Source organism: Nocardia sp. NPDC023852 (assembly GCF_040639505.1).
Lineage (GTDB): Bacteria > Actinomycetota > Actinomycetes > Mycobacteriales > Mycobacteriaceae > Nocardia.
Genome location: NZ_JBFAAB010000015.1, coordinates 141879 through 159490, shown reverse-complemented (window position 1 = coordinate 159490; position 17612 = coordinate 141879). Strand labels below are relative to the sequence as shown.

The following is a 17612-nucleotide window of genomic DNA, read 5'->3' as shown; positions in this document are numbered from 1 at the left end:
CGAAGCACCACAGGGACAATACTTTTCGGGCACTGCATGGTCGGGCAGTCCGATCCCCGAAGGACACTCGACTCCTTCCGCACACTGGTGGCCTGGCGCGACCGAGCAACCCGCGGCGAACGAGCCCGGCCGTCCCACCACACCATGGCGGCGAAGCTCGAATGAGCAAGCGGATGAAAGTGATGCAGCTCAGCCCGCGCCGCAGGGGCATCCGAACACGGGAGGGCATCAACAGGCGGAACTGCGGTATGACCGGTACGCTCCGACCTCGCAGTGGCAGCCGGGGATCGGTGCGCCCGACCCATCACGCGAAGGGGACGCTCCGCTCTCTCCGTGGCAGGCGGGACAGACGCCTGACGTGCAACAACTGGGCCAGCTGAACCAACCCGCGTCCGGACCGACGGCTCAACCCGACCCCACCATGCAAAGGCAGCCGGGAATGGGCGGTCAAGCCGCGCCCACGCTCCAGTGGCAACCCCACTCCGCGGAGCCTGCCGTGCCTTCGTGGCCGCCCAGTGCTGGCTCGGCCGCACCAGCCGACCCGACGCTCCCGGCCCAGTCGCTCGGCGGACCGCGCGCCGGACAGTGGACATCGAGCCCGCAACCCACGTCCGGCCAGGCCGACCCGACTCTACTGGCGCAGCCACTCGCCGCTCACAAGCAGCCCGGGCAGGGCGCGACCGGCCGAACCGACGAGACGATGCCGGCCATGCTCGGGCAACCGCTAGGTCCGCTCGACCAGCCCGCGTCGTCCGGTGGCTGGCAGCAGAACGCCGGAAATCCGGGGCCAGGTGGTCCGGAGAACAGCACACCGACCGTGCTCGGATTTCCGAGCGCCGACCGGTTCGGGCAGCCGGATCCGAACTTGCAATGGCAACCAGCTCACAGCGGGCCGGAGCAGTACGGCGAGGTGATCCCGCTCGAGCGATACCGATCCGGCTACGGCGGCGCCCAGTACCCTCCGCAGGCCGGGTTTTCAGGGTATGGGCCGAACTCCGGCGGCCGAGGCAAGACCGTGCTGCTGGTCGGGCTGGTCGTGCTGCTGGTGGCCGGTGTCGCGGTAACGGCGGTGGTGCTGGCCAAGCGCGGATCGGATTCCGCGCAGGAGACCTCACCATCGATGGTGAGCGCACTGACCACCACGGGGGCCGCACACAGCTCCGCACCGACGACGACTACACCTGCGCCGACGACAACCGTGGGCGCCGCGGGCAATGAGACCCCGCTCATCCCGGGCTACCAGGTGGTCGTCGCACCGGACCGCGGCGCGGCCTACGACGTGCCCGCCGACTGGACCGTCGCTCCGCGGGGCACCGTCGGCGGCTTCGGCGAGCCGCCCAACGCAGTCGGGGGCAAGGGTTACGCCAGCGAGGGCAAGGGCTACTGCCCTGGCTCGACCCGAACCGTCGCGTTCCTCACCGGCTCGAACGACGCCGATTCGGCAAGAGCGGCAACCGAACTCGGCACGAAGACAGCCAAGCTCGCCTACAAGGAATCCCCCGGCGGCACCCCGAGCGCGCCCGTACCGTTGGCGTCGCTGGACGGATCACAGCACGGCATGTTCGTGGAAACCAAGGGCACCGCCAGCCAGGTCAAGCCCGGTTGCGCCACGGCGTACTCCGTATATACCGTCGCATTTCCCAGTGACAACGGAAACTTCGTCATGGTGATCGTCGCCGACACCGGCGTCCCCAACGCCCTGGACGCCGAGACCGCCAAGCGAATCTTCACCAGCATCCGGCCCCACGAAGGCTGACTGACCTGCCGGTTTAACGTCTCACCCCACCCTGTTGTAAGCTACTGCAGGTTCGATTCACGGGGTGTGGCGCAGCTTGGTAGCGCGCTTCGTTCGGGACGAAGAGGTCGCAGGTTCAAATCCTGTCACCCCGACTCGTGGTTGAGACGACAAGAAGACCCCTGACCAGTACGCATAGTCAGGGGTCTTCTTTGTTGCCGAGAACGAAGACAACGACCCGACGTTCGTAGGCCAGCATCCGCTCGGAATCATCTCACCAGCACGCCTTCCGAGCCATCACCGTCACTGTCGAGGTCACCCATCATCTGGCGCACCGAGTCCGAATCCTCGAACCGGCGCACGTAGTACGTGCATTACCGTGCGGGCGTTCTCGCGACCGAGTACCACCGCGACCTTGTGCGGGCGGCATCCCACCTACCCGAATTCCTGCGCCCGAGTCGCGGTGAGGTCAGTCTTTATCGGGCTGGTGGGTGCTTTCCGATGATTTCCGATGATTTCGCTGTGGCCGTCGTATGGTCTCGGTTCGGACCTGGTCGATGATGCCTTCGGGGATGTGGTCGATGATGTCCCCACGTGAGGCGATGGCTAGTTTCTGGAGGATCGCGCCCACTTGGGCATCGATGGTTCTGACCGATTTTCCGCGGCGGGCGGCGATGGCGGAGTTGGTCCATCCGGCCGTAGCCAGGATCGCGACCTGCTGTTCGGCAGAGCTCAGCTCGTGCCAGTGCGATGCGGTGGCCTTGCCCGGTTGGGTGGCGATGGTCAATGCGCCCAGGGCCAACCGCTGCACCTCGTCGAGTTCCGGACGCAAAAGGCTACCCCGGGTTTCCGCGGCTGCGAATTCGTCGGATCCGAGCACCTGGCGAGCGACGGCGACGGCTTTGGCGGATTCGGCGGCGAACGGCGCATTCTTTTCGAGGGTGATGCCGAGCCTGGTTCGTAAAGTTCCGGCTCCGCCGGCCAGGTGGGCGATTTCGGTGGCAAGGGCGATCAGTGTGTCGCGGTCCCGGTTGCCGGCGGTGAGCGCGTCGGCGATGAGGCGCGCCAACGACCAGGTTCGAGACTCCACCACCAGCCACCCGGCCCACTGGTCACCGGCGGTGAGTTGATAGACCAGCGAGGCCCGTTCGAGGGCCAGCGCTTCGGTGGGGTTGCCGCTGCCTCTGGTCAAGGCGATCGCCAAGGCGAATTCGGCCAAGGATTTTTCCCACGGCGACCCGGATACGCTCGCGCGGTCGAAGTAACGCCGGGTGATCTCGTGAGCCTGTTGCGCAGTTCCCAACAGGCCCGCGGTCACAGCCGCGGCCGCTTCACCCCTTGACGCAGCGCCGTAGTCACCGAGGGCCGCGAATTTGTCCCGAGCGCGAGTGAAGACGGCGGTGGCACGGACATCGCGGTGTATGACCAGCAGCTCGAACCCCCACGCGTATTCGATGGGCGCGGGCAGGCCGATATCGGTTTCGGTGGTGTGCCGCCAGTTCCGCCTGGCCTCCGCGTCGGGGAGGCAGGCGGCGACACAGTCCTCGAGCATCCGCTCAGCATCGTCGTGACAGCCTTGGAGCAATGCGAGCAATGCGATGGCGGCCATGGCCCCGATCTGGAGTTCGGTGGGCTGCGGGGACAAGGCCCGGGTGGCATCGAGGCAACGTTGAGTCCAGCGACACATCTCTCCTACCACGCCCCCTGCGCCGGCCGATTGCGGCGCAGTGAGCCCGAGACAGATTTCCAGACCGACAGCGGCCTGGCCCGGGGTGGCGATGCTGGCCTCGATCGCTGTCAAAATATTGGCCCAGGCTGCTCGCGTCCACTCCAGCAGGCGGTGCCCTTCCGGGCTGAACCAGTTGGCTGCGACGTAGGCGATTTTGTCGTGGTAGTAGCGGAGGTGTCGGCCGACCAACCGAGTCGGTTCGTCCGTTTCTGGGGTGACGCCACGACGTAGTCGGTCCTGCGCGAACACCCGCAGGCTCTCCACCAGGGAATACCGCACTGTAGTCGGTGTCATGTGCACCGACACCAGCGAGCGATCGACTAGACGTTCGAGCAAGGGTTCGATCTCCCGCCGGGCCAGGACCACACCAGGGCTGTCGGCGTCTGTGGCACTACCCTCGCCGTCGGTGTTCTCATCGTCGGCACAGATGGTTTCGATGGCGTCGAGGTCGGCTCCCACTTCCCAAGCCACGTTGCCATCGATGTCGTCAGGGTTGGTGGCCAAGCCTGCGGCGAAGACGGACAGGCGTTCGAAGAGCAGCCGCTCTTTGTCGCTGCACAGGTTGTAGGACCAGGAGATGACGTCGGTGACCGCTCGATGTCGCGGGTCGGCGCCCGTGTCGGGGCCATGCGACCAGCGCAGGCGGGTGTCGTCGGCGTGGCCGGTGAGTCCGTTCAGGATCATCGCCAGAGATTGATGACGCAGCCGTGCGGCCGCCAACTGAATGTAGAGCGGATGGTTGTCTATGCGGCGGCATATTTCGGCGGCCGTCGCGGTCTGGCCCATGCCGGTGACGGGGTGCTCGGTGAGTTCGGCGCGGTGTCGAAACAGCGCCAGGGCGTGACCGTCCGACAGAGGCGGGACTGCGATCAGGTATTCGTCGACCCAGCCGAGGGGTTCACGACTGGTGGCTACGACAGTCAGATCCGGCACCGCGTCGAGGAGGTTGCTGACCACGCGAGTACACCCGCCGAGGACGTGCTCGCAGTTGTCCAGTACCAGCACGGTGCGTGGAAAGCGCCCGCTCGGGTCTGGGCGGGTGAGGGTGTCGACGAGAGCATCTCCTGCCGATCGTCCGGAGAAGTCGGCCTCGATCACCGCACGGGCAACTTCTTCTTCGACCGCGGCTGTGTCCGAGCCTGTGGCCAGCCGCGCAAGCCGCACCCAGAACACTCGCCTCCCGCCGGCGTCGGCTTGCCCGAACCGGCGCACCGCTTCAGCAGCCAAGTGGGTTTTCCCGATCCCGCCCGCCCCGGTGAGCGTGATCAACCGGGCCGGGCCGAGCAGGAGAGTGTTGATCTTTTCCAGCTCACGGTCTCGGCCGACGAAGCTGTGTGTGGGGACGGGAACTACGCGTTCCCGACGCCTAGCGTGCACATACGGGAGCATAGTCCCCACAAACGAACGCTCGAACCCCAAGAAGTGGGCGACTCATGAGTCGGGTGATGTCGCCGCTATGGCCTGGCCATGAGACGTTGTCCATGTCCGAAGGCTGGCCACTCTTGGCAGCCGCGGAAGACGCGCGCGCTGATCTACTCGAGTCGATCCTGCTGCTCGCCGACGGTTTGACGGTCGAGGCAGCGCGGGACTGGCAGCAGAAGGTCTGGGAACTGCGCGTGCTACACAACGACACCGCGGTGTCCGCCGAGGTCATCCGCCAGGCTCTGATCCGGGCGTCGGATGCCAGGGACCGCTTCTACGCATCCGCGCGACCCGACCTGGGCATTATGACCACGCTTCCCGCACCACAGCTACTGCAATCGCCTGCCATTTCCGATGTTCCTGACGCGAATACGATCGGCGGCTAGTGTTCGATGCGGCGCGGAACAAGCAAGCCGGTCCGGCGCACGACGCGCCCGATCAGGTACGCGGGCTGTCGGCGACATCGTCCGCCGCGCGACGAATACCATCCTGAGACATTGTTTCCGCAATCGGCGAAAGGTCGGCACATGAGCAAGCCCGTCGATGGTGTCCGCACAGACAAACCGCTGTCCGGGAAGACGGCACTTGTCACTGGGGCCTACACCGGGATCGGACGAACGATCGCGAAAACGCTTGCCGCGCAAGGGGCGAAAGTTGTTGTCCATCATCCGCATTTCCCGGAACCGGCGGCGGACGTGATCAAGGAGATCACGGCCGCCGACGGCACCGCGCTCGGGCTCGCGGCGGATATCGGCGACCGCGCGGAATACGAGGAGCTGGTACAGGTGCTGCTCGAGGACTGCGGTCAGTGGGACCTTCTGGTGAGCACCGCGACGGTGCCCGATGCCGAACCGTTCGCGAAGATCAGCGGGGAGTCGTTCGACCTCGGCTTCGCGATGATGGTGCGGGGCGTGTTCCACGGCATGCAGCTGGCCTCGCAGCACCTGGCCGACGACGGCCGGATCATCACCGTCTGCGACTCCGCAAGCCCACGCGGCGCGCTCTACGACGCCACCCGCGGCGCCGTCGAACAGCTCGGTCAGGCTGTGGCACCGGACTTCGCGCCGCGGCGGATCACCGTCAACACGGTCAGCCACGGTGTCGCCGAGACCGGGAACGCGGAGCTCGGGGCGGTCGTCGCGGCGATGAGCCAGCCCGCGGAGGTGGTCGCCTACCTGGCAAGCGCGGCGGCGAGCGCGGTGACCGCGCAGGCCATCCGTCTCGACGTCGCCGGCCGAGCCGCCGAGGCGCCGCGGTAGATCCGGGCAGAGGCGGCGGTGCCCGGTCAGGCGATGTTCGCTCATCCGCAGGGCACGAAAACCCGCGGGCGGTAAACAGATTCACCAGCGGCCGACGCGTGACGGCGGCGGTGCAATACTCCGCGTCCCGAGCACCGGCTCACCGCCGATGACATGCCCTTATCTCACACTCGAATTACGGGATCGCGGCGGAGATGATGCCGCTGTATGCGCTGAATCCCCGCCCCTTCGCGTTGCAGGTGAAACTCCCGTGGAAACCGATTCGGCACGACGACCCCGCGTGCTCGACGACCGGCCCCCACATGTCTTGGCCGGTTTTCAGGTCGTAGATGCTGGGATTGCCGCCGGCCAGCGTGTACGGCGTGCCCCCATCGAAGGTGGGATGCGCGGGCAGCCAAGGCTGGTCGATCAGGATCTCGTTGATCGGAATCGACAGCGGAAGGTAGGCGGTGCCGACAGTGTAGCTCAGGCGAAGGGGAGATCCCAGATCACACCCGACGCTCCCGTCACCGAAAATCGCGCAGTTCATGCTGCCTGCCGAGAAATAGAGCGTGCCATCGTCGGCTCCGGCGTTGCCGGCCGGGATGATCGGCGCCACTGCTGCGGCGGCCAGGATCCCGGCGAACTTCATACTGCGCTTCATGCCATCTCCTCGGTGAAATCGCTGATGTAGACAACCGACCCGACAACTCTGTCGAACCAACGCCGGATTCTGTTTCGATCTGTCCCCGCATAAAACACAGCGCCGCCAGCGTGTTCGACCGCCGAGCGCGGCACAACTCCTTGAATCATGGTGCATCGCGGTAGTACCCGCTGCATCTTGCGTATCCGCATCCCAGCTGGATGGCCACGGAAAGCTGGCCCATCTACCTCCAACACCACCGATAACCGTTCTCCCGCCGCGAGTGGCACATGGTCGCGTAAACCATGCGACACTCATTCTTAGACATTTGTGCTAGACACCTGTACCAGACTGTGTTAGACATATGTCTAAGACATTTGGATGAAGTGTGAGTCGGAGGAATTCAGCAATGAGCGTTCAGCCCCGTGTTCTTGTTGCCGGCGGCGGTATCGGCGGTAACGCCGTTGCGCTGCAACTGCTTCGGGCCGGTATCCCGGTCACGGTCGTGGAGCGGGCCACGGCACCGCGCCCCGGCGGACAGGCCGTCGACCTGCGCGGTCCGAGCCGCGAGGTGGCCGAGCGGATGGGGCTGATGCCGGGGATCCGTGACTGTCAGCTGGATGAGCGCGGCATGCGTTATGTCGATGCCGAGGGTCGCGAGATCCTGCGCATGTCCGCCGAACTCTTCGAAGGCAGGGGCGGCGTCGCCGAAATCGAGATCACCCGTGGCGATCTCAACCAGGTACTGCTCGATCTGGTCGCCGCCGAGGGAGGCGTCGACTACCGCTACGGCGAATGGATCACCGAGGTCCGGCAGGATGACGCGGGCGTGGACGTGACGTTCGCCTCCGGCGCCGCCGGGCGGTTCGACATCGTGATCGGCGCGGACGGTCTGCACTCCGCTACCCGCCGGATGGTGTTCGGTCCCGAGGAGCGATTCGCCACCTATCTGGGCGGATACATGTCCTTCTTCACCCTGGCGCGGCCGAAAGATCTGGAGCCGCACTGGTTCACGATGCACTCGCTGGTCGGCGCCACCGGGCTCGGCCTGCGACCGGACGCCGACCCGGCCACCTGCAAGGCGCTGGTCGTGCTGCGCTGCCCGGCGGATCCCGCACTGCGCCGGGACATTACGGCTCAGCAGAACTTGATCCGTGAGCGGTTGGCCGGCGGCGGCTGGGAGTCGGCCCGCATCGTCGCCGCGATGGCCGACGCACCGGACTTCTACTTCGACGAGCTCGCCCGGATCGACATGCCGACCTGGGTCGAGGGCCGGGTGACGCTACTCGGCGACGCGGGCTACTGCGGCTCGCCGCTCACCGGCCACGGCACCGCCATGGCACTGGTCGGTGCGTACGTCCTCGCCGGTGAGATCGCCGCGCACATCAGCGATCCGAAGCAGGCTCTGGCCCGCTACGAAGAGGTGCTGCGCCCCTTCGTCAAGGCCGCGCAGAAGCTACAGCCGGGCGGCGTGCGGGCCATGACCCCCAAGTCACGCTTCGGTATTCGCGCCGGTCAGACCTTCAGCAAGCTGATGACTTCGAAGCCGATGCGACCGGTCATGATGAGAATGCTCGCCGAGACCGAGTCCTACGACCTGCCCGACTACGCAGAACTGAACGTCGGCCGCTAGGGCATCGACCGGGCCGTCTCCGCAAGGCCCGGTCAACATCCTGCTGTCGAACGGTGCACAGAATATGCGGCACTATGCATCGGTTGGTACTCGGTCGACGGGGCGGCTGCCATGAAGGCCGTATGGCCGGAATACACTGGCAGTCAATCACATTGAGCTGAACGCCGAGTGTGCCTGCCGTGCCGGTCGCCATCGCCGGCATCAGCACGAGGGCTGGTCCAACAGGTTCGAGCTAATCGCGAGCTGCGTTGCGCTGCTGGCGGTTTCATGCCCTGTGGTGCCGATGGGACGCGGCGAAGTATGTCCCGATCGGCGCGGTTGACATTAGGCTCTGGGGCTATCGGACCAGCGCGGCAACTGAGAAAGCCGCTCTGGATCGCGGCGGAGGAGCCTGCGCTTGAACCTCTCGATCATTCTGATCTATCTGGCGGCGATGCTCGGCGTCGGTTGGTGGGGAAAACGCCGTGCCCGGAACACCAGTGATTATCTTGTTGCAGGCCGCAGGCTGGGAGGCGTGTTCTATACCAGCACGATGTGCGCCGTGGTTCTCGGTGGCGCATGCACGGTCGGTGGTGTCGGCCTCGGTTATCGATACGGCATCTCCGGCATGTGGCTGGTGGTATCGATCGGTACGGGTGTATTGCTGCTCGGTCTGCTCTTCGCGTCCCGTATCCAACGCCTGCGTGTGTACACCGTGTCGGAAATGCTCACGCTGCGATACGGTGTCGACCTCACCGCGGCGTCCGGCATTGTGATGATGTCTTACACGCTGATGGTCACAGTGACATCGACGATTGCCTACGCGAGCGTCTTCACCGTTGTCTTCGGAGCCGATCGGACGGCATCCGTTGTCGTCGGCGGCCTTGTCGTCGTCGCATACTCGGCGATGGGTGGCATGTGGTCGATCACGCTGACCGACATCGTCCAGTTCGTTGTCAAGACGACCGGAATCTTCGTCTTGATGCTCCCCTTCACATGGCACAAAGCAGGCGGCTATGCGGGAATCCGCGAACGGGTGGGCGATGCAGCATTCGGAATCGGAACTATAGGCGTCGGGAAGATCGTCACCTTCTTCGTCGTGTACACCCTGGGAATCCTTATCGGACAGGACATCTGGCAGCGGGTATTCACCGCGAAGTCTCCGAGGGTGGCCCGTTGGGGTGGCGTCACGGCCGGAGTCTACTGCCTGCTCTACGGTGTCGCGGGCGCCGCAATCGGTCTTGCCGCGTCCGCGGCGTTTCCCGGCATCGCGGCCAAGGACGACGTCTATGCCGAGGTAGCCCAGCACAGCGTGCCGGTTGGACTCAGCGGCATTGTGCTCGCGGCGGCAGTGGCGGCGATGATGTCGACGTCCTCGGGCGCCCTGATAGCGACTGCGACGGTCGCACGCCAGGATGTAATGCCGATGCTCACGCGGATCACTGGGCGCCCGAAGCGAGAACTGGACACCGGGACGACGGAAGCCGACCTCCGCGGCAATCGCTGGTACGTCATCGGGATTGGTGTGGTCTGCGTCGTACTCGCCGCCCTGATCCACGACATTGTCTCAGCCTTGACCATCGCATACGACATTCTGGTCGGCGGACTACTCGTACCCATCCTCGGCGGTCTGGCCTGGAAGAGGGCGACGGGAGCCGCCGCGATGGCCGCGATGGGCGTGGGCATCGTCGCTACCTTGTCGACCATGTACACGGTCGGCGATGCACTTGCCAACGAACCTGTCTATGTCGGACTGGCGAGCGCGGCAGTGGTGTTCGTCGGAGTCAGCCTGGTGACCCCGCAGACGCCTGCGAGCGTCCTGTCCGTCTGGGGTGCCCGAACCACGGGAAAGGACGAGGCCGTCTCACAACCGATAGGCGGATAGCACCATGGCCGAAAAGATCGTCGTGCTCGACGATTTCATTTACGCTCCAGTGTTCGCGGAGTGCCTCGCCGCCGAGGGACTTGCCGTTGACGTGATCGTGACGAAGGAGATTCCGACGGGCACAGGGATTGTCGCTTTGCTCGTCGGTCCGGAAACTGTGGGACTCGGTGACCCGCACCTTGCCGCGTTGCCGGATCTGCGAGTCCTGTCCGCCACATCGGCCGGATGCGAACATCTTCCGCTGCGGGCGGCCCGGGCGCGCGGAATCCAGGTCACGCGCGCGGTGGACTACTGCACCGAGGAGGTTGCCGACCACACCCTGGCGAGCGTTCTCGGCCTACTCCGCTCGACCGCGTCGCTCGATTCGGCGGTGCGGGCAGGACGGTGGGACGTCACGGCGTCACCACCGCGCCGGATCGCCGGAACAGTATTGGGCCTCTACGGATTCGGTCGGATCGGCGCGGCCGTGGCGCGCCGGGCGCGTGCACTGGGTATCGACGTGCTGGTGTGCGGGCGTTCGCTCGATCCGCGCACACCGGAATTGGTTGCCGAGGGACTCGGCGTGGTCGACTGGCCAGAGCTGCTGCGTCGAGCCGACGTGCTAAGTCTGCACGTTCCACTGACTGATGAGACCCGAGGCATCGTCGATGCCACGGCACTGTCGGCCATGTCACTCGGCGCGTATCTCGTGAATGTCTCCCGGGGAGAACTGATCGACCACGATGCTCTCGGCGCAGCGTTGCGCAGCGGCCGGCTTGCGGGCGCTGCGGTCGACGTACTCCCGCAGGAGCCGCCCGCGCCGGACGATCCGATCCTTACGTTTCCGAACCTCGTGATCACACCGCACGCGGCCTTCTACTCGCCTGACGTCGCCGAGAAACTCGCTCGGCATGTCGCTGCAGACGTGGCCGCAGCGCTGAACAAAACACCTTCGTCACGGACCGGTCCCGACACCCCGTCGATGTCGTCGGACGGCACTGTGACGTTAGGCCGCTAATGCCCGTCAGACTGACAAACCCGTTTCACTGTGACGCTGACCGGCCGCGGCCCCTCCGAAACGGACCCGGCCAACTCTGTCCTGGTGGAGACTTTCGCCGCATACCCGTGGTTACCTTCGGCAGCTGGCAACACCTCTCGTTGCCAGTCAGTTCCAGGAAGAGCCAGCGCAAGTGACACGAGTCCGCGCCCCATTGCCCGCCGGGCCGATCACCCCTCGTGGACCGGCCCGGCGGCACCCCTGCGACGCAGCCTGTCACCTCTCGAGACAGGTCACGCCGGGTCTTCACTCCCGGTGGTGGCTTGGTGTCCTTCCCGGTGTCGTTCCGCGTTGACGCAAACAACAATGCAAGCGCGGGCTTGGCGCGCGCTTAAGAACACCTTGCAAGATCAAATCCGCAGGTAGGGTCCTTTTATGGGTGGATCCCATCGAGTCGCACCACGCGGCCCTGGTTCGCGGGATGATGGAAACAGGGGCGCCGAGAAGATCGGAAGCGACGATGGAAACCGTGGTGGTCTGGATACTGGCCAGCCTGTTCTACTGGTGGGGCCTGCTGTAGGAATCCGACCTGGCCGACCCCGGCCAGGTCTACTACAATCAGTCGTAGATTGCTCGAGTCGAACGCGCACTGCGCCGACCGGCGAGTCGCCATGGCTCAGTAGCCCGCAGTGCGGCCGGACACTCGCTCCCGGTTCCGCTTACACCGAATTACGCTGGCCCTATTCGGGATCATCGCCGATCTGGCGATCGGAATCGCCGGATCGCACGCCGTCTGTGCGTTCGCAACAGTCGTAGCGCGGGGTCCTGGGCCTGGCGTCGTGTCTGGTTTCCGGGGTCGCTTTATCCGAGGATTGCGGTCAGGTCGAGGTGTGTGAGGCGGTTGTGGTCGGAGAGGATGTCGATGACGGTGATTCGGTCGTCGGCGACGGTGAAGCTGATGATCGAGAACGGGGTGCCGTCGATGGTGTTGACCAGTCCGGCGCTGCCGTTGACGACTGCGGGGTGGATGGTGCAGAGGGTGGCCATGCGCTGGAAAGTTTCGGCTTGCCCGGCGACGGCGTCGGCGCCGCAGATGACACGCATCGCTTCGCCGGCATCAGCGCGCAACACCACGTCGGGGTCGAGCATGCGGAGTAATTCGTCGAAGTCGCCGCCGCGTGCGGCGGTGAGGAAGGCGTCGACGGCGCGGCGTTGACGGGGCAGGTCCGGTTCGGTGCTCGGTGTCGCACCCTGGACCCGGCGCCGCGCCTGGCTGGCCAGTTTCTTGGCGGTCTGCGGGGTGCGGTCCACGATCGGTGCGATCTGCTCGTACGGCATTGCGAACATGTCGTGCAGGACGAATGCGAGTCGTTCGGCCGGGCTCAGCGATTCCAGCACTACCAGTAGCGCCAGGCCTACCGAGTCGGCGAGCAACGCTTCGCGTTCCGGGTCGGGTGTGGTTTCGCTGGTAATCACCGGGTCGGGCAAGTGGTCGGTGTCGAGGGGTTCTTCGTGGCGGCTCTTGCGTGTGCGCAGCATGTCCAGGCAGACCCGTCCGACGACGGTGGTCAGCCAGCCGCCGAGGTTGCCGACGTCGGTGGTGTCGGTGCGGGCCAGGCGCAGCCACGCCTCTTGTACTGCGTCGTCGGCTTCGGTGAGCGAGCCGAGCATCCGGTAGGCGACCGCCTGCAGGTGGGTGCGGTGCTCTTCGAACCGGTCGGCCAGCAACTGCTCATCGTCCACGGGGTCCTCCTCGATTTCGTCCCGCATCGATGACGAACCGGCGGCGGGAAACGTGACCCTATCCCTTCGCTGGTTCGTCCTGCGCCGTCCGGATCGCCTGGCGGCCGCGTTCGCGAGAGGCGGAGCCGGAGGCGGCGAAAACTGCTTGTCGACGCTTCGAACAGCAGTTTTCATGCTGCGGTCACGTTGTGTTCCCGCCGTACGTCAATGCACCAGAACACGATCCGCGGTGGCCGCCGGAGCCGGAAGCTCGCACCGCCCGGGCCGTTGGAGCTGCTGTCGAAGGGAAACGTCACTATGAATGCGATCGAAGTACACGGCACTGTCGCCGACGGATTCGAACAGGCGCGTGCCGAGTTCGCCGCTGTCGTCGCTGAGGAGGGCGGGGAATCGGGCGCGCAGCTGGCCGCGTTCGTCCGCGGCCGTCAGGTGGTGGATCTGTGGGCGGGCGAAGAGGTCACCGCTACCACACTGACCGGCCTGCACTCGTCGACCAAAGGCGCCGCGGGCCTGGTGATGGCGCTGCTGATCCAGGACAGTGTTGTCGACATCGACCGGCCGGTCGCCCACTATTGGCCGCGGTTCGCCGCAGCGGGCAAGGAGCACATCACCGTTCGGGACGTGCTCGTGCACCGTGCGGGAATCATCGGCGTCGACGGTGGTTTCACCATCGACGACCTTGCCGATGAGCAGGTCATCGCCGAACGACTGGTGGGGCAGCGGCCCTACTTCGCACCGCGCACCGCGCACGGCTACGGCGGGTTCGTCATGTACGCGATCCTCGGACAGGTCGTCCGTGCTGTCACGGGAAGCACTGTCCAGGAGCTGTTCGAGCAGCGCATCCGCGCCCCGTACGGGCTGGAAGTGTACCTGGGTCTGCCCAAGGAACTGGATCACCGATACCTGCCGATCCGGCCGTGGCGGGCGAGCGCGGAGAGGGAAGCGGCCTTCGCCGCGAATTCGCCAAACCCGCACAGTATGGCCGGGATCTCCTACAACCTCAACGCGCGCGGCTTCACCGCCGCCGACGTCATGGCGCTGCCCAATGACCCGAAACTGCGCCGCCTCGGGCAAGGTTCGGCCGGCGGCGTCGGAAGCGCGCGCGGCCTGGCGCAGATGTACGCGGCGGCCATCACCGGTTTCGACGGCCGGGCCCCGCTGCTGTCCCTGGAAACCATCACCACCATTTCCGCAATCCATTCCAGCGGTGCGGATCTGGTGCGTGGGGACCGTGCGCCCTACGCATTGGGTTTCGAAGCCAAGGGTCTGCTGCATCCGTTCCTAGGCGCGTACGCGTTCGGGCACACCGGCTCCGCGGGCTCGGATGGATTCGCCGATCCGCACAGCGGTCTCACCTACGGCTACACCCGCCGCCGCGCCGCATTCGCGTTCAGCGCCCCCGAGAACGCACGGCTGGCCGCCGTCGTTCACCGCGCCGCGACCGGCACCACAATCGCGTCGGCCGCCTGACCTCTGCATCGACCAACCCTCTTCACCCATCAGGAGCAACACGACCATGTCTACTCGCACCACCTCGATAATCCGCTCCCGTGGCCTGAAACTTGCGCGCTGGGTTCCCGTGGCCGCCGTACTGGCCGAGACCGCGGTCGGTGCGTACTGGGACCTCGCCCGGATCTCCTATGTCCGCGACTCGTTCGACCACCTCGGCTACCCCATGTACTTCGCGACCATCCTCGGCGTCGCCAAGACCGCCGCGCTCGCCGCGATCCTCACTCCCGGCCATCCCCAAACGAAGGAATGGGCATACGCCGGGTTGGTCTTCGTCTACGGCGGTGCCGCCACATCCCACCTGGCCGCCGGTGACGGCCCGGACAAGTGGGCCATGCCGCTGTTTTTCGCCGCCGCCACCTTCGCCGCCCGCGCCTGGCTGCCGCAGGGCAATTCCACCACCGCCACACTCGGCGGCTCCCGGCGCCGGTACGCCTGACTCGCGCTGTCCTTGCCGCACCGACCTCGGCCACCGCGCCGCACGTGGTCGCCCGGAACAACCCCGCCGACCTGGCGACATCGGTGGACCTGGTCGAGGTCGGCGTGGCGAAGTCGGCGTTTCGCGAGGACACTGAGGACGTAGCGCCCAACTCGTCCCCAGGAGCACATGCGATGCCAACCAACGGGCCTTTCGGCATTGATCCGGAAGATTTCGAACGCGCACTGCGGGGGGCGGGAACCGAGCTCCGCGACCTGCTCGGGAAAGCCGGCGTATACCTGGATCGAATAGATCACGCGAGCGTCAGCTCACTGGCGTCGCTGCTCGGTCAGTTCGTTCAACCGGAACGGCCCCGTCCAGCGAAACCCGAGAGTGAGACCACCGGTGAGACCGGCAGCGGGGTGTGGGCGATCTACAGCATCGATGACGCCGGCGAGGCTAGGGTGGACCAGGTCTTTCCAAGCGAGCTCGAGGCCTTACGCGCGCATCGCGACAACACCGATGATCGCCGTCGGGTGCGGTTTCTGCCCTATGGAGTTCCGGCGAGTGTGTTGGATCTGCCCTGACGGTGCTGACTCGCCCTATTCGACCTACGCATTGTTCTGGCCAGCGGCCATGGCGTTCTACTGTGCCGTGCTCGCCGCGCCGGTGGCCGCCCTGTCCAGGGCTACTTCCCGATCGCTTTGCTGCGGCGGAGCCACGCAGACAAAGTCCCTAGCGCCGTCCGTCCGGTCGCGCAACGTATCCGTTGCGCGACAACAGGTTCAGCTGCGACGCCGACCTGAGGCGCCGCCTGAATACTGTCCTCTTCCGCGCGCAGCTAGAGATGGACGGGGCCGTTCGACGCTTCGCCTACAGCGGGTGGCGTCCACGGTGCATGCCTGCGTTGTCGATGATGACACCGAGCCCGTCTGAATCGGCAATTGCCCATGCGGGCACCCAGACATTCGACCCTTGCGACTGTGACGGGCGAACCGCGGCTAAGTAGTCGCACAGGGCGGCCAGGCTGGGGTGTGGGTTCGCGGTCAGCCAGATCAGCGAGTGCGGGTAGATCGGGTCGGATTGCGCAGCGGTATGCGGCGCAATCCGTAGCGCGCGGGCCAAAGGTAGCGGTCACGCTTCCCTACCAGGGTGGCGATATCCGGGGCCTCGCACAGTCGTTCCAGGAGAGCCTCGTCACCGAAGTGCGGTCCCCGGCCATCAATCGTGAGGTCGAAGGCTGCCGCAAAGTCCTCATAGAATCTCGCCCATTCGGTGCCGGGGACGATGCCCGGGATCCAAATTCTGTGCCTCGCCGGGCGGTGCGGTTCGACGCTGGGCTCGGCGGCAAGGGGATGCGTGGGGCCTACCAGGAGCTCCAGTTCATGATCGATTGCGCGGGCTGCGCTCACCCCGTCCGGCCTGTCTTCGGCCGGCACGGTGACGGCGCGGAAGGAGACGTCGACAGCTCCGGACTGTACCGCGGTCAGCGCACCGGTGAGGTTGTTGTCGAGCAGGGTTACGACATCAACGTCCAGATCTGGATGCGCGAGATGGAAGTCTTGAAGCACTACCGAAGGTGCGATGCGGCGATTCGTCACATCGACGCGAAGCGCCCGGCTCTCGGGCTGGACAGACCGCCGCGCGCGCTCAGCGGCACGGAGCAGGTCTCGTGCAGCCACGACTTTCAGCGGCGGCGCAGCGCAAGGACCGGGATTGTGCGAATGCCTTTCGTCTTCTCGGCGTAACCGGCGAAGCCGGGATAGCGGCGGGCCTGCTCGGCGTAGATGCGGTCCCGTTCCGCTCCGGTCACCTCGGTGACGGTCACCGCGTAGGTCTCGGTGCCGCGCTCCACGTCACCCGTGCCAGCCGTAGCCAGGTTGTAGTACCAGTCGGGATTGGTGGGCGCTCCGGCCTTGGAGGCGAAGACATAGATGACATCTTGGTCCTGCTCGTCCGGCAGGTACATCATCGGGCTCACCAGTTCGCGTCCGGTTTTGCGGCCGCGATGGTGTACCAGCACCACCGGGGCGCCCTCGAACGGGCCGCCGACCCGGCCCTGGTTGGCCCGGAATTCGGCGATGATGTCAGTGTTCCAGTCCTGTGAGCTGCTCATGCTGTGCATTCTCCTGTCACGGGCGCACCGGTGCGCCGGCACGCTGGTCGGATTATCGGATCAATGGGTGGCGAGTCGTCGAGTGACGGATTTCCAGTTGTCCGCGTTCTGATCGGTGATCAGCTCACCGCGGCATCCAACACAGCGATCCGGTCGCGTGCGGTATCGATGCGTTCGTGCGGCGCGGCGGTGTCGAGCAGCGGACGCAGCCGTGATTCGTCGGTGATCATCCTGGTGGCCTCTCTCGGACTCGCCCCATAGGCACGGCGGCGTGTCATCGGGCGCCATCACAATGCGGTTGCCAAGGCGCCTGCCCGCGACGTCGATCGAATCGAAGGCTGTGGTCATGAATCGTTCTCCAAGGTCGTTCTCCAATTGTTGACCGGTGATGGATACGACGACCCGCTCCCCCGGTGGTGCGGCCTCACGTGGTGGGCGGATCGTCGAATTGCCCGCATAGCGTACATACTTGTCCGAACAGTGACTTCAGCCAAAGCATGCCATATATCATGGAGACGAAGGTCATATACCCGTATTGATCTCGATATATACGTGATTACGCTGAGCTCGAGTAATTACCTGCCCG

At 65.6% G+C, this 17612-nt stretch carries 16 protein-coding genes and 1 tRNA gene; 11 read left to right on the top strand and 6 right to left on the bottom strand.

Features of this window, described 5'->3' with window-relative positions:
• Nucleotides 1-496: 496 nt before the first annotated feature.
• Complete coding sequence (locus tag AB0H00_RS20740) at nt 497-1756, top strand: hypothetical protein (RefSeq protein WP_357268385.1); 1260 nt, start codon at nt 497-499, stop codon at nt 1754-1756.
• A 60-nt stretch (nt 1757-1816) separates the two neighbouring features.
• A tRNA-Pro gene (locus AB0H00_RS20735) sits at nt 1817-1890 on the top strand.
• Between the two features lie 314 nt (nt 1891-2204).
• On the opposite strand, the gene AB0H00_RS20730 is transcribed toward AB0H00_RS20735, so the two are convergent.
• The gene (locus AB0H00_RS20730; protein WP_357268384.1) at nt 2205-4841 is read right to left on the bottom strand and encodes a hypothetical protein; all 2637 of its coding nucleotides are present in this window, start codon (nt 4839-4841) and stop codon (nt 2205-2207) included.
• Nucleotides 4842-4966: 125 nt separating this feature from the next.
• On the opposite strand from AB0H00_RS20730, the gene AB0H00_RS20725 reads away from it, so the two are divergent.
• On the top strand, nt 4967-5272 hold the full coding sequence (locus AB0H00_RS20725; protein WP_357268382.1) for a hypothetical protein: 306 nt from the start codon (nt 4967-4969) through the stop codon (nt 5270-5272).
• A 141-nt stretch (nt 5273-5413) separates the two neighbouring features.
• Complete coding sequence (locus tag AB0H00_RS20720) at nt 5414-6145, top strand: SDR family NAD(P)-dependent oxidoreductase (RefSeq protein ID WP_357268380.1); 732 nt, start codon at nt 5414-5416, stop codon at nt 6143-6145.
• 175 nt (nt 6146-6320) lie between these two features.
• Here AB0H00_RS20720 and AB0H00_RS20715 read toward each other — a convergent pair whose 3' ends face one another.
• Nucleotides 6321-6788 (bottom strand): hypothetical protein, encoded by a 468-nt coding sequence (locus AB0H00_RS20715; protein WP_357268378.1) that lies wholly within the window; start codon nt 6786-6788, stop codon nt 6321-6323.
• Nucleotides 6789-7176: 388 nt separating this feature from the next.
• Between AB0H00_RS20715 and AB0H00_RS20710 the strand changes: the two genes are divergently transcribed.
• The 4 genes from AB0H00_RS20710 (at nt 7177) to AB0H00_RS20695 (ending at nt 11820) form a co-directional block, all read left to right on the top strand.
• Nucleotides 7177-8400 carry an FAD-dependent monooxygenase gene (locus AB0H00_RS20710; protein ID WP_357268376.1) on the top strand — a complete coding sequence of 408 codons (1224 nt, stop codon included), beginning with the start codon at nt 7177-7179 and terminating at the stop codon, nt 8398-8400.
• A gap of 397 nt (nt 8401-8797) precedes the next feature.
• Nucleotides 8798-10264, top strand: coding sequence for a sodium:solute symporter (locus tag AB0H00_RS20705; protein WP_357268375.1), 1467 nt, complete (start codon nt 8798-8800; stop codon nt 10262-10264).
• Nucleotides 10265-10268: 4 nt separating this feature from the next.
• Nucleotides 10269-11261, top strand: a complete 993-nt coding sequence (locus AB0H00_RS20700; protein ID WP_357268373.1) for an NAD(P)-dependent oxidoreductase — start codon at nt 10269-10271, stop codon at nt 11259-11261.
• Nucleotides 11262-11679: 418 nt separating this feature from the next.
• A complete protein-coding gene (locus AB0H00_RS20695; protein ID WP_357268371.1) occupies nt 11680-11820 on the top strand; it encodes a hypothetical protein in 141 nt (46 codons plus the stop codon).
• Nucleotides 11821-12101: 281 nt separating this feature from the next.
• Here the strand turns inward: AB0H00_RS20695 and AB0H00_RS20690 are convergent, their stop codons facing one another.
• Nucleotides 12102-12983 carry a sigma-70 family RNA polymerase sigma factor gene (locus AB0H00_RS20690; RefSeq protein ID WP_357268370.1) on the bottom strand — a complete coding sequence of 294 codons (882 nt, stop codon included), beginning with the start codon at nt 12981-12983 and terminating at the stop codon, nt 12102-12104.
• A gap of 297 nt (nt 12984-13280) precedes the next feature.
• On the opposite strand from AB0H00_RS20690, the gene AB0H00_RS20685 reads away from it, so the two are divergent.
• From AB0H00_RS20685 to AB0H00_RS20675, 3 genes are all read left to right on the top strand, one after another.
• On the top strand, nt 13281-14453 hold the full coding sequence (locus AB0H00_RS20685) for a serine hydrolase domain-containing protein (protein WP_357268368.1): 1173 nt from the start codon (nt 13281-13283) through the stop codon (nt 14451-14453).
• A 46-nt stretch (nt 14454-14499) separates the two neighbouring features.
• A complete protein-coding gene (locus AB0H00_RS20680; RefSeq protein WP_357268366.1) occupies nt 14500-14931 on the top strand; it encodes a DoxX family protein in 432 nt (143 codons plus the stop codon).
• 173 nt (nt 14932-15104) lie between these two features.
• On the top strand, nt 15105-15497 hold the full coding sequence (locus AB0H00_RS20675; protein ID WP_357268435.1) for a hypothetical protein: 393 nt from the start codon (nt 15105-15107) through the stop codon (nt 15495-15497).
• A gap of 468 nt (nt 15498-15965) precedes the next feature.
• Here the strand turns inward: AB0H00_RS20675 and AB0H00_RS20670 are convergent, their stop codons facing one another.
• The 3 genes from AB0H00_RS20670 to AB0H00_RS20660 all read right to left on the bottom strand — a co-directional run bounded on the left by AB0H00_RS20670 (nt 15966) and on the right by AB0H00_RS20660 (nt 17304).
• Entirely contained in the window at nt 15966-16481 is a 516-nt protein-coding gene (locus AB0H00_RS20670; protein ID WP_357268364.1) for a LysR substrate-binding domain-containing protein, read from the bottom strand.
• Nucleotides 16482-16597: 116 nt separating this feature from the next.
• Complete coding sequence (locus AB0H00_RS20665; protein ID WP_357268362.1) at nt 16598-17026, bottom strand: nitroreductase family deazaflavin-dependent oxidoreductase; 429 nt, start codon at nt 17024-17026, stop codon at nt 16598-16600.
• A gap of 119 nt (nt 17027-17145) precedes the next feature.
• Nucleotides 17146-17304 (bottom strand): hypothetical protein, encoded by a 159-nt coding sequence (locus AB0H00_RS20660; protein ID WP_357268360.1) that lies wholly within the window; start codon nt 17302-17304, stop codon nt 17146-17148.
• Between the last annotated feature and the right edge of the window lie 308 nt (nt 17305-17612).

What these genes read in the sequence shown, in the direction of transcription:
- AB0H00_RS20680 (WP_357268366.1), top strand. Translation starts at nt 14,500, where the DNA reads ATGTCTACTCGCACCACCTCGATAATCCGCTCCCGTGGCCTGAAACTT.
- AB0H00_RS20700 (WP_357268373.1), top strand. Translation starts at nt 10,269, where the DNA reads ATGGCCGAAAAGATCGTCGTGCTCGACGATTTCATTTACGCTCCAGTG.
- AB0H00_RS20660 (WP_357268360.1), bottom strand. Translation starts at nt 17,304, where the DNA reads ATGACACGCCGCCGTGCCTATGGGGCGAGTCCGAGAGAGGCCACCAGG.
- AB0H00_RS20665 (WP_357268362.1), bottom strand. Translation starts at nt 17,026, where the DNA reads ATGAGCAGCTCACAGGACTGGAACACTGACATCATCGCCGAATTCCGG.
- AB0H00_RS20710 (WP_357268376.1), top strand. Translation starts at nt 7,177, where the DNA reads ATGAGCGTTCAGCCCCGTGTTCTTGTTGCCGGCGGCGGTATCGGCGGT.
- AB0H00_RS20720 (WP_357268380.1), top strand. Translation starts at nt 5,414, where the DNA reads ATGAGCAAGCCCGTCGATGGTGTCCGCACAGACAAACCGCTGTCCGGG.
- AB0H00_RS20675 (WP_357268435.1), top strand. Translation starts at nt 15,105, where the DNA reads ATGCCAACCAACGGGCCTTTCGGCATTGATCCGGAAGATTTCGAACGC.
- AB0H00_RS20685 (WP_357268368.1), top strand. Translation starts at nt 13,281, where the DNA reads ATGAATGCGATCGAAGTACACGGCACTGTCGCCGACGGATTCGAACAG.
- AB0H00_RS20715 (WP_357268378.1), bottom strand. Translation starts at nt 6,788, where the DNA reads ATGAAGCGCAGTATGAAGTTCGCCGGGATCCTGGCCGCCGCAGCAGTG.